Origin of the sequence: Ramlibacter sp. (assembly GCF_036676645.1) — a bacterium.
Taxonomy (GTDB): domain Bacteria; phylum Pseudomonadota; class Gammaproteobacteria; order Burkholderiales; family Burkholderiaceae_C; genus Ramlibacter.
On the sequence record NZ_JAKFCM010000075.1, the window covers coordinates 25,572 to 37,697 of the forward strand.

The window sequence follows — 12,126 nt, forward strand, 5'->3', positions numbered from 1 at the left end:
GGATTGCGGGTCAAGCCCGCAATGACACCCTTCCTGCGGGCAAGCCCGCACTCAACTCCTCTCGCTCCAGCCACGAGCGCTGGCCTACAGCCGCCGCGGATCCACCTCCAGCAGCGCCTCGCACATCGCCCGCAGGTCCCTGCGCAGCACCTGCGCCGACGGCAGCATCTCGAAGGTGCCTTCGTCCATGTACAGCTTGCGGTTGACCTCCAGCTGCAGGCTGTGGCGCTGCCGCGCGGGCTCGCCGAAGCGGCGCACCAGCTCCACGCCCTTGTACGGGAAGTTCACCTCCACGTCGTAGCCGCGGCCCCGCAGGAACTCGGCCAGCCAGGCGGTGAGCCGCGGGTACGCGGTGGAGCCCTCGCGGTCGCCGATCACGAAATCGGCATGCGCGAGCCCGGGGTAGTCGGTGGCATGGCTGCCGGCGATCGCCGGCATGGAATGGCAGTTGATGTGGATGCTGTAGCCGTGCCGCGCATGGGCCTGCTCGATCGCGCCCGCCACCGCCTCGTAGTACGGCCGCCAGCAGCGCTCGATGCGCGCCGCCACTTCCTGCGGCTTGAGCTTGCGCCCGTACATGGGCACGCCATGGTCGGTGTTGCGCCAGATCAGGCCCTTGCCCAGCCGTACCTTGGACAGCGCCGTGGGATCGGTGACCAGCTCGCCCGGCCATTCGCCGTCCAGCATGTCGACGTCGATCTCGCGCTCGCTGCGGTTCGCGTCCAGGTAGCTGCGCGGGAACAGCGCCTCGATCCAGGCGATGCCGAGGGCGGGCGCGAAGTCGTACAGCTTCTCCACGTGCGTGTCCTCGGCCGTACGCAAGGCGGCCAGCTCGCAGACGTAGTCGAAGTCCTCGGGGTAGCGGGTGCCGCTGTGCGGCGAGTCGAGCACCAGCGGCGTGCGGCCGGGTGCGGTGCGGATGCAGGGTTCGGCCGTTGCTGCGGCCGCTTGCGGATCGGAAGCCATGGGGCGACTCTAACGCGCCACAAGGGCGCGACGGGTGAACCCGGCACTGCTGCGCCGGCACTGGAAATGTCCCGCGCGGCCGGCGCCCTTCACCCCAGCCGCAGCCGCAGGTGGGTCTGGTCGCCGCCCGGCAGCACCTCGAAGCCGACCCGCGCCGCCAGCGACGCCATCGCCGAGTTCTCCGGCAGGCAGGTGCCGACCACCTCGCGGGTGCCGCGTTCGCGCAGGTGCCGGATCAGCTTGTCCAGCAGCCGCCGGCCCAGCCCCTTGCCCTGCCATTCGCGCGCGACCTGGATGGCGAACTCCGCCACCTCGTTGTCGGGGTCGCAGATCGCGCGCACCTCACCCGCCAGGGTGTCGCTGCCATCGTCGGGCAGCGCGACGAAGGTCATCTCGCGGTCGTAGTCGATCTGGCTGAAGCGGGCCAGCTCCGAATGCGGCACCTCGCGCCGCATCATGAAGAAGCGCAGCCGCAGGTCGCCCGGCGTGGCCGCGTCGTAGAAGGCGTGCAGGCGCGCGCCGTCTTCCGGGCGGATCGGCCGCACCTGCAGGCGCCTGCCGGCGATCTCGACCGTTTCCTCCAGCTCCTGCGGATACGGCCGGATCGCCAGCGGCAGGGCCGGCGTGCCGGCGGCGCGCAGCCGCACCCGCGCATCCAGTGCCACGGCGCCCTGCGCATCCACCAGCAGCGGGTTGATGTCGAGCTCGGCCACCCCGTCCAGGTCGCAGGCCAGTTGCGACACCTTCACCAGCGCATCGAGCAGCGCCGCCCGGTCGGCGGCCGGCCGGTTGCGCCAGGCGCGCAGCAGGGGCTCCAGGCCGCTGCGATCGACCAGCTCCTGCGCCAGTGCCAGGTTCAGGGGCGGCAGGGCCAGCGCGTGCCGGCGATGCAGTTCGACCTCGGTGCCACCCACCCCGCACAGGAGCACCGGACCGAACACCGGATCGGTGCTCAGCCCGACGATCAGCTCGCGCGCACCGGGCCGGCGCACCATCTCCTGCACCGCGAAGCCCTGGATGCGGGCGTCGGGCCGGGCCTGCGCCACCCGCTGCAGCATCCGCCCGGCCGCCTCCCGCACCTCGTCGGCCGAGCCCAGGTTCAGCGCCACGCCGCCGACGTCGGACTTGTGCACGATCTGCGGGGAAAGGATCTTGAGCGCCACCGGCAAGCCGATCGCCTGCGCCGCGGCGACCGCTTCGTCCACGCCCGTTGCCGCCTCGGTGCGCACCACCGGCAGGCCGTAGGCGGCCAGCAGGCGCTTGGCCGCCACTTCGTCCAGCCATTCCAGGCCCTCGGCAGCAGCGCCTTGCAGCAGTGCCGCGGCAGCGGCGCGGTCCGGGGTGAACTCGGCCACGGCCGCCGGCGCGATCTCCTGCAGCGCGCGCTGGTTGCGCGCATGGGTGGCCATCTGCAGCCACGCGGCCACCGCGCGCTCGGGCGTCGAGTACGAAGGCAATCCGGCCTGCGCGGTGGCCGCACGGGCTTCGGCCACGGCCGGCCCGCCCAGCCAGCAGGTCAGCACCGGCTTGCGGCTGGCCTGCAGCACGGGCGCGCAGGCCCGAGCGATGTCCAGTGCCGGCACCAGGGCGGTGGGCGCATGCACGAACAGCACGGCATCGACTTCCGGCGCCTGCAGCAGCACGCGCATCGCATCCACGTAGCGCGCCACCGGCGCGTCGCCGATGACGTCCACCGGATTGCCGCGCGACCAGGTGGCCGGCAGCACCGCATCGAGTGCAGCCAGGGTGTCGGGAGCCAGCTCGCCCATCGTCCCGCCGCGCAGCGACAGCGCATCGGCCGCCAGCACGCCGGCGCCGCCGCCGTTGGTGAGGATCACGACCCGCTCGCCGAGCACCGGCCGCGCATGGGCCAGCGTCTCGGCGGCATCGAACAGGTCCTCCAGCGTGTCCACCCGCAGCATGCCGGCGCGGCGCACCGCGGCGTCGAACACCCCGTCCGATCCGGCCAGCGCGCCGGTGTGCGAGGCCGCCGCGCGGGCCCCTTCGGGTGCGCGGCCCGCCTTCACCACGATCACCGGCTTGTTGCGCGCGGCGGCGCGCGCCGCCGACATGAACTTGCGCGCCGCCTTCACCGACTCGGCATACATCAGGATGGCCCGCGTGCGGCTCTCGCTGCCCAGGTAGTCCAGCACGTCGCCGAAATCCACGTCGGCGCTGTCGCCCAGGGAGATGAAGTGCGAGAAGCCGATGCCGCGCCCGCGCGCCCAGTCCAGCATGGCAGTGGCCAGCGCGCCCGATTGCGTGACGAAGGCCAGCGGGCCGGTCAGCGCCTGCCCCGGCGCGAAGCTGGCGTTGAGCCCCAGGCCGGGCAGCAGCAGGCCGATGCAGTTGGGCCCCAGGATGCGCATCAGCCAGGGGCGCGCCGCCTGCAGCATCTGCAGCTCGTAGCTCGGCCCGCCCGGCGCTGCACGCTGCTTCAGGCCCGCGCTCAGCACCACGGCGGCGCGGGTGCCCCTGCGCCCGAGCGCCTCGATCAGCTGCGGCACGGTGGGCGCCGGCGTGCAGATCACGGCCAGGTCGGGTGCCGACGGCAGGCTGGCGACGTCGCGCCAGGCCCGCTCGCCCGCCACGATGTCGCGATTGGCATTGACCGGCCAGACCGGCCCGCGGAAGCCGCCCTGCTTGAGGTTGCGGAACACGACGGCGCCCACGCTGCCCTCGCGATCGGAGGCGCCGATCAGCGCGACGGAGGCCGGGCGGAACAGGTACTCGAGGTTGCGCACGCTCATGCCGGCATCATCACCCGGAAGGAGCCGGGCACCTTGAGGACCCTCAACGAGGCCCTCGCCACCCTGCGCTAGAGTGGCCACGCCACGCGCCTTGCCATGAACGAGCCCGCCCCGCCAGCGGACCTGCCGGTCCTGCGTGCCGAATCGCTCAGCCGCACCTACGGCAGCGGCAACACGGCCGTGCATGCCCTGCGCGACGTCGATCTGGAAATCCGCAGCGGCGAGTTCATCGTGCTGCTGGGTGCGTCCGGATCGGGCAAGTCCACCCTGCTCAACATCCTGGGCGGGCTGGACCGCCCCACCGGCGGCGAGCTCTGGTTCCGCGGGCAGCGCCTGAGCGACGCCAGCGACGACGAGCTGACCACCTACCGGCGCGAGCACGTGGGCTTCGTGTTCCAGTTCTACAACCTGATCCCCAGCCTGACCGTGCGCGAGAACGTGGGCCTGGTGACCGACATCGCCAGGGACCCGATGCCGGTGGACGAAGCGGTGGACCGGGTGGCGCTGACGCCGCGGCGCGACCACTTCCCCTCGCAGCTGTCGGGCGGCGAGCAGCAGCGCGTGGCGATCGCCCGCGCCATCGTCAAGCGCCCGCAGCTGCTGCTGTGCGACGAGCCGACCGGCGCGCTCGACTACCAGACCGGCAAGCTGGTGCTGGAGACCATCGCGCACATCAACACCGAACTGGGCACGACCGCGATCGTGATCACCCACAACGCCGCCATCGCGGGCATGGCCGATCGCGTGGTGCGGCTGGCCGACGGCCGGGTGGCCGGCGTGGAAGTGCCCGAGCGGCGGCTGACCCCGGCGCAGCTGTCCTGGTGATGCGATGAAGGCGCTCGACCGCAAGGTGCTGCGCGACCTGCGCCTGCTGTGGAGCCAGGCGCTGACCATCGCGCTGGTGGTGGCCAGCGGCATCTCCGCCTTCGTCGCCACCCTGTCGGCGGTGGAGTCGCTGGCGCTGGCGCGCGACGGCTTCTACACGGCGGCCCGCTTTGCCGACGTGTTCGCCAGCGCGCGCCGCGCGCCCGATTCGCTGGCCGCCCGGCTGCGCGCCATCGAGGGCGTGGTGGACGCCCAGACCACGGTCGAGTCGGCCGCGCGGGTCACGGTGCCCGGCAGCAGCGATCCGGTGATCGGGCAGCTGATCGGGCTGCCGGCCCGGGCGGCCCAGCGCCTGAACCTCGTCAGCCTGCGCAACGGCCGCTTTCCGCAGCCGGGGGCGCGCGGGTCCGGCGAGCTGGAGGCGGCGGTGTCCGAGGGATTTGCGCTCGCGCACCGGCTGCGGCCGGGCGACCACGTCGAGGCGCTGGTCAACGGCAAGCTGCGCCGGCTGCGCATCACCGGGCTGGCGCTGTCGCCCGAGTACGTGTTCGCCGGCCTGTGGGGCATGCCGGACCTGCGCGCCTTCGGTGTGTTCTGGGTCGACGAGGACGAGCTGGCGGCGGCGCTGGACATGCGCGGCGCCTTCAACCGGGTGGCGCTCAAGCTGCAGCCGCAGGCCTCGCAGGCGGCAGTGGTCGATGCCGCCACCCGCTTGCTCGCGCCATACGGCGGCCAGCTGGCGCGCGGCCGGTCCGAGCAGGTCTCGGATGCGATGCTGAACGACGAGATCCGCAGCCAGCAGGTGATCGGCACGCTGCTGCCGGCCATCTTCCTGGGCGTCGCCGCCTTCCTGCTGCACGTGGTCGCGGCCCGGCTGGTATCCACCCAGCGCGAGCAGGTGGCGGCGCTCAAGGCGCTCGGCTACCGCAACCGGGCCATCGCCCTGCACTACCTCGAGCTGGTGGCGCCGATGGTGCTGGCGGGCTTCCTGCTCGGGCTGGCGGTGGGCAAGTGGATGGGCGTGCAGCTGATGGGCCTGTACACCGAGGTGTTCCGGTTCCCGGTGCTGGTGCACACGATCCCGCCCGGCCTGGTGGCGGCCAGCCTGGGCATCGTCGCGCTCACCGCGATGGCCGGCACGCTGACGGCCATCGCCGGCACGGTGCGCCTGCAGCCGGCCGAAGCCATGCGGCCGCCGGCGCCCGGGCGCTACCGGCGCTCGCTGCTGGAGCGCCTGCCGCGCCTGCGCACCGGACCCGCGCTGCGCATGATCCTGCGCAACGTCGAGCGCCGTCCGCTGCGCGCGGCCGTCACCGTGGGCGGCATCGCCTTCGCCGTGGCCATCGTGGTGCTGGGCAACTTCTTCCGCGACGCGGTCGCGGTGATCATCGACGCCAATTTCACGCTGGCCATGCGCGGCGACGTCGCCGTGTGGACGGTGGACCCCGTGCCGGCCGGCGAGGCGCGCGCGCTGGCCCGCATCCCCGGCGTGCAGCAGGTGGAGGTGGGGCGGCGGGTCGAAGTGCGCTTCGTCAAGGGCCACCGCAGCGAATCCGGGCAGATCCAGGGCCGGCCCACCGACGGGCAGCTGCAGCGGGTGATCGACGTCGACCGGCGGGCGGTGCCGATCCCGCAGGACGGCCTGCTGATGGGCGAGCGACTCGCGGCCAAGCTCGGCGTGCAGCCCGGCGACAGCGTGACGGTGGAGTTCCGCGAGGGCCGCCGACACGTGCGCGAGGTGCGGGTCGAGCGCACCGTGCGCGACATGATGGGCCTGAACGCCTGGCTGGAGCGGCGCGCGCTCAACCGCCTGCTGGGCGAGGGCGACGTGGCGTCCGAGTTCACGCTCGGCATCGAGCCCGGCCGCGGCCCCGAGGTGCTGCAGGCCACGCAGGCGATCCGCGGCGTGGCCGGCGCCTTCAGCAAGGCCAGCATGCTGCGCAACATGCAGGACGTGACCGCCCGCAACATCCTGATCACGAGCACCATCCTGACGATATTCGCGGCGGTGATCGCCGTCGGCGTGGTCTACAACAACGCGCGCATCGCGCTGGCCGAGCGCAGCTGGGAGCTGGCCAGCCTGCGGGTGCTGGGCTTCACCCGGGCCGAAGTCTCGCTGCTGCTGCTGGGCGAACTGGCGCTGGGCATCGCCGTGGCGCTGCCGCTGGGCATGCTCACCGGCTGGGGGCTGGTGCACCTGCTGGTCGGGATGATGCAGACCGACCAGTTCCTGTTCCCGGTGGTGATCAGCCCGCGCACCTACGCCTGGGCGGCCCTGTGCGTCGTGGCCGCGGGCGTGGGCAGCGCGCTGGTGGTGCGGCGGCGGGTCGACCGGCTGGACATGGTGGCGGCGCTCAAGACGAGGGAATGAGAACGATGAAGGCGAATCGCACGACCCTGTACGGCCTGCTGGGCGCGGTGCTCGCGGCCGGCGCCCTGGCCTGGGCCTTCGCGCCGCGGCCGGCGCCGGTGGAAGCCGCGACGGCACGGCAGGCGCCCTTCGAGCAGTGGATCGAGGAGGACGGCCAGACCCGGCTGCGCGACCGCTACACCATCTCCGCGCCGGTCGCTGCGCGGGTCGCGCGCAGCACGCTGCGCGAGGGCGACACGGTTGCCGCGGGCGACGTGGTCGCGGTGCTCACGCCGGTGATGTCGTCCATGGTGGACGAGCGCAGCGCGCGCAAAGCGGCGGCGCGCCTGCGCGCCGCGTCGGCCGGCGTCGAGCGCGCCGGCGCCCGGGTCGAGCGCGCCCGCATCGCGCTGGAGGAAGCGCGGCTGGCACTGCAGCGCGACGAGCGGCTCGCGGTGGACGGCTACGTCTCGGCCTCCCGGCTGGACAGCTCGCGGCTGGCGCTCGGGGCCGCGCAACGCGAGCTGGAAGCGGCGCGCGCCGAGCGCGAGGTCGCGACCCAGGAGCGGGCCCAGGCTGCCGCGGTGCTGCAGCCGGCGCGGCCCGGCGCAGCGGCGGGCGAGCCGCTCGCGGTGCGCTCGCCGGTGGCGGGCGTGGTGCTGCGCCTGCCGCTGCAGAGCGAGAACACGGTGGCGCCCGGCACCGCGCTGCTGGACGTGGGCGATCCGAACCAGATGGAAGTGGTGGCCGAGCTGCTGACCACCGATGCCGTGCAGGCCAGCCCCGGCACCCGCGTGTCGATCGAGCGCTGGGGCGGCCCGCCGCTGGAAGGCCGGGTGCGCCGGGTCGAGCCGGCGGCCTTCACCAAGGTCTCGGCGCTGGGCATCGAGGAGCAGCGCGTGAAGGTGCTGATCGACCCGGTCGATCCGCCGGCCGAGTGGCGCCGGCTGGGCGACGGCTTCCGGGTGACCGTGCGCGTCATCACCAACTCGGCGGCCGATGCGCTGCAGGTCCCGGTCGGGGCCTTGTTCCCGAACGGCGAAGGCTTCGCCGTCTACCGCCTCGACGAGGGGCGCGCACGCCTGCAGCCGGTGGACGTGGCCGGGCGCAACGGCAGCATGGCCTGGGTCGAGGCCGGGCTGGTGTCGCAGCAGCAGGTGATCCTGTACCCGCCGGCGACCGTGCGCGATGGGGCCCGGGTGGAGGTGCGGCGGCCCTGAAGGCCGGCCTTCCCGTTCCCGCCTCCGCCGGGAGCGGCCGCCTGCGCGGGCAGGACGGGAGCAAGCGGCGATAAAGTCCTGCCCTGCACCTTCCCACCCGCATGAACCCGAATCCCACCCCCCACCCGGCCCGCTGGCAGTTCTGGATCGACCGCGGCGGCACCTTCACCGACATCGTCGCGCGCCGCCCCGACGGCTCGCTGCTCACCCACAAGCTGCTGTCGGACAACCCCGAGCAGTACCGCGACGCGGCCGTGGCCGGCATCCGCCACCTGCTGGGCCTGCGGCACGGCGAGACCATCGGCCCCGATCTCGTCGAGAGCGTGAAGATGGGCACCACGGTGGCCACCAACGCGCTGCTGGAGCGCAAGGGCGAGCCGACGCTGCTGGTCACCACGCGCGGCTTCCGCGACGCCCTGCGCATCGCCTACCAGAACCGCCCGCGCCTGTTCGACCGCCAGATCGTGCTGCCCGAGCTGCTGTACAGCCGGGTGATCGAGGCGCACGAGCGCGTCGGCGCGCAGGGCGAGGTGCTGCAGGCGCTGGACGAGGCCCACCTGCGCGAGCAGCTGGCGGCTGCCCACGCCGCCGGGCTGCGCAGCGCGGCCATCGTGTTCCTGCACGGCTGGCGCTTCACCGCGCACGAAGCGGCCGCCGGGCGGCTGGCGCGCGAAGCCGGCTTCGAGCAGGTCAGCACCTCGCACGGCACCAGCCCGATGATGAAGTTCGTCAGCCGCGGCGACACCACCGTGGTCGATGCCTACCTGTCCCCGATCCTGCGCCGCTACGTCGAGCAGGTCGCCGCCGAGATGCCGGGCGTGAAGCTGTTCTTCATGCAGTCCTCCGGCGGCCTGACCGACGCCCACGCCTTCCAGGGCAAGGACGCGATCCTGTCGGGGCCGGCCGGCGGCATCGTCGGCATGGCGCGCACGGCCCAGCTCGCCGGCCAGCCCAAGGTGATCGGCTTCGACATGGGCGGCACCTCCACCGACGTGTCGCACTTCGCCGGCGAGTTCGAGCGCGAGTTCGAGACCCAGGTGGCCGGCGTGCGCATGCGCGCGCCCATGATGAGCATCCACACGGTGGCGGCCGGCGGCGGCTCCATCCTGGAGTTCGACGGTGCCCGCTTTCGCGTAGGGCCGCAGAGCGCCGGCGCCAACCCGGGGCCCGCCAGCTACCGCCGCGGCGGCCCGCTGGCGGTGACCGACGCGAACGTGATGGTCGGCAAGATCCAGCCGCGCTACTTTCCCCGGGTGTTCGGCCCCCGCGCCGACGAGCCGCTCAGCCACGAGGCGGCGGCGCAGCAGTTCGCGCAGATCGCCGCCAGCACCGGCCGCAGCGCCGAAGACGTCGCCGAGGGCTTCATCGCCATCGCCGTGCAGCAGATGGCCAACGCGATCAAGAAGATCTCGGTGGCGCGCGGCTACGACGTCACCCGCTACACGCTGCAGTGCTTCGGCGGCGCCGGCGGCCAGCACGCCTGCCTGGTGGCCGATGCGCTGGGCATGTCGCGCGTGCTGGTGCACCCGCTGGCCGGCGTGCTGTCGGCGTATGGCATGGGCCTGGCGGACCAGAACGTGATCCGCGAGCAGGCGGTCGAGCTGCCGCTGGATGCGGCTTCGCTGCCCAAGGTCGACGCGACGCTGGACGGGCTGGCCGACGCCGCCCGCGCCGAGCTGGAGAAGCAGGGCGTGGGGACCGGCGCGGTGCGCATCGCGCGCCGGGTGCACGTGCGCTACCAGGGCACCGATTCGGCGCTGGTGGTGCCGCACGGGGGGCTGCCGGCCATCGTCGCCGCGTTCGAGGCCGCGTACCGGCAGCGCTTCTCCTTCCTGATGCAGGGCAAGGCGCTGGTGGTCGAGGCCGTGTCGGTGGAAGCCGTGGTGGCCGGCGATGCGCCGGCCGAACAGCGCCGGCAACTGCAGCCCGCGCGCGAGGTGCCGCGGCGCGAGACCGTGCGCATGTACTCCGGCGCGCAATGGCTGAATGCCGCCCTGGTGGTGCGCGAGGACCTGCGCCCGGGCGACGCCATTGCCGGCCCGGCCATCATTGCCGAGAAGAACGCCACCACGGTGGTCGAGCCCGGCTGGGAGGCGCGCATCACCGAGCTGGACCACATCCTGCTGGAGCGCCGCGTGCCGCGCGAGAGCCGCTTCGCGGCCGGCACGCACGTGGATCCGGTGCTGCTGGAGGTGTTCAACAACCTGTTCATGAACATCGCCGAGCAGATGGGGCTGCAGCTGCAGAACACCGCCTATTCGGTGAACATCAAGGAACGGCTGGACTTCTCCTGCGCGCTGTTCGACGCCGAGGGCAACCTGATCGCCAATGCCCCGCACATGCCCGTGCACCTGGGCAGCATGGGCGAGAGCATCAAGACGGTGATCCGCCAGAACCGCGGCACCATGGCGCCGGGGGATGTCTATGTGCTGAACGATCCCTACCACGGCGGCACGCACCTGCCGGACGTGACGGTGATCACGCCGGTGTACCTGGATGCGGGCGACGACGCCCGCCCGCTGTTCTACGTCGGCTCCCGTGGCCACCACGCCGACATCGGCGGCACCACGCCGGGCTCGATGCCGCCGTTCTCGACGCGCATCGAGGAGGAAGGCGTGCAGATCGACAACTTCAAGCTGGTCGACCGCGGCGTGCTGCGCGAGCGCGAGATACTGGACCTGCTGCGCAGCGGGGCCTACCCGAGCCGCAACCCCGAACAGAACCTGGCCGACCTGAAGGCGCAGATCGCCGCCAACGAGAAGGGCGTGCAGGAGCTGCGCCGCATGGTCGACCAGTTCGGGCTGGAGGTGGTGCAGGCCTACATGCGCCACGTGCAGGACAACGCCGAGGAGTCGGTGCGCCGGGTGATCACGCGGCTGAAGGACGGGCAGTTCACCCTGCCGCTGGACAACGGCGCCGAGATCCGGGTGGCGATCCGCGTGGACGCGCAGGCGCGCAGCGCCGAGATCGACTTCAGCGGCACCTCGCCCCAGCAGACCAACAACTTCAACGCGCCCACCGCGGTGTGCATGGCGGCGGTGCTGTACGTGTTCCGCACGCTGGTGGACGACGACATCCCGCTGAACGCCGGCTGCCTCAAGCCGCTGGAGGTGATCATCCCGCCGGGCTCCATGCTCAACCCGGATCCGCCGGCCTCGGTGGTGGCCGGCAACGTCGAGACCTCGACCTGCATCACCAACGCCCTGTTCGGCGCGCTGGGGCTGATGGCGTCCGGCCCCTGCACGATGAGCAACTTCACCTTCGGCAACGCCCGCCACCAGTACTACGAAACGATCTCCGGCGGCTCCGGCGCGGGCGGCGTGTTCGATGCCGACGGCCGGCTCTCCGGCGGATTCGACGGCACCAGCGTCGTGCAGACGCACATGACCAACTCGCGCATGACCGACCCCGAGGTGCTGGAGTTCCGCTTTCCGGTCCGGCTGGAGAGCTACGCGATCCGGCAGGGATCGGGGGGCAAGGGCCGCTGGACCGGCGGCGATGGCGGCATCCGGCGCGTGCGCTTCCTCGAACCCATGACCGCCAGCATCCTGTCCAACGGCCGCAAGGTGCCCGCCTTCGGCATGGCCGGGGGCGAGCCCGGGCAAGTGGGCATCAATCGCGTCGTGCGGCAGGACGGCCGCGTGGAAGACCTGGGCCACATCGGGTCGGCGCAGATGGAGGCCGGCGATATCTTCGAGATCCACACGCCGGGCGGCGGCGGCTTCGGCAAGCCGGCGGCAACATCGCGGGGATGACACCGCTCTGTGTCATTGCGGGCTCGACCCGCAATCCATCACCCGGCCGCCGAACACGCGCGTCGGCTGCTCGAAGGGCGGGAGATGGTTCCCGGCGTTCGCCGGGATGACACGGTTGGGTGTCATTGCGGGCTCGACCCAGTAGTGTCCGGAGATCCATTCTCATTTGCGTCGTAAGTTGTTGATACGCTTGAGAAAAGAGCCCCTCCCCCGCGAAATCTATATCGATCGGCGTTGAGCGGGCTCGCACACTCGCTTCC

The 12,126-nt window shown here is 72.5% G+C and carries 6 protein-coding genes; 4 read left to right on the forward strand and 2 right to left on the reverse strand.

Going from position 1 to position 12,126, the window contains the following annotated elements; all coding sequences use genetic code 11:
- Nucleotides 1–84: 84 nt before the first annotated feature.
- Both V6M57_RS11420 and V6M57_RS11425 read right to left on the reverse strand, forming a co-directional pair.
- A complete protein-coding gene (locus V6M57_RS11420; RefSeq protein ID WP_332815116.1) occupies nt 85–966 on the reverse strand; it encodes an N-formylglutamate amidohydrolase in 882 nt (293 codons plus the stop codon).
- An 89-nt stretch (nt 967–1,055) separates the two neighbouring features.
- Nucleotides 1,056–3,716 carry a bifunctional acetate--CoA ligase family protein/GNAT family N-acetyltransferase gene (locus V6M57_RS11425; protein WP_332815117.1) on the reverse strand — a complete coding sequence of 887 codons (2,661 nt, stop codon included), beginning with the start codon at nt 3,714–3,716 and terminating at the stop codon, nt 1,056–1,058.
- A gap of 96 nt (nt 3,717–3,812) precedes the next feature.
- On the opposite strand from V6M57_RS11425, the gene V6M57_RS11430 reads away from it, so the two are divergent.
- From V6M57_RS11430 to V6M57_RS11445, 4 genes are all read left to right on the forward strand, one after another.
- The gene (locus V6M57_RS11430; protein WP_332815118.1) at nt 3,813–4,541 is read left to right on the forward strand and encodes an ABC transporter ATP-binding protein; all 729 of its coding nucleotides are present in this window, start codon (nt 3,813–3,815) and stop codon (nt 4,539–4,541) included.
- Nucleotides 4,542–4,545: 4 nt separating this feature from the next.
- On the forward strand, nt 4,546–6,912 hold the full coding sequence (locus V6M57_RS11435; protein WP_332815119.1) for an ABC transporter permease: 2,367 nt from the start codon (nt 4,546–4,548) through the stop codon (nt 6,910–6,912).
- Nucleotides 6,913–6,917: 5 nt separating this feature from the next.
- A complete protein-coding gene (locus V6M57_RS11440; RefSeq protein WP_332815120.1) occupies nt 6,918–8,111 on the forward strand; it encodes an efflux RND transporter periplasmic adaptor subunit in 1,194 nt (397 codons plus the stop codon).
- Nucleotides 8,112–8,212: 101 nt separating this feature from the next.
- Nucleotides 8,213–11,866: a hydantoinase B/oxoprolinase family protein gene (locus V6M57_RS11445; protein ID WP_332815121.1), complete on the forward strand. Its 3,654-nt coding sequence runs from the start codon at nt 8,213–8,215 to the stop codon at nt 11,864–11,866.
- Nucleotides 11,867–12,126: the final 260 nt, after the last annotated feature.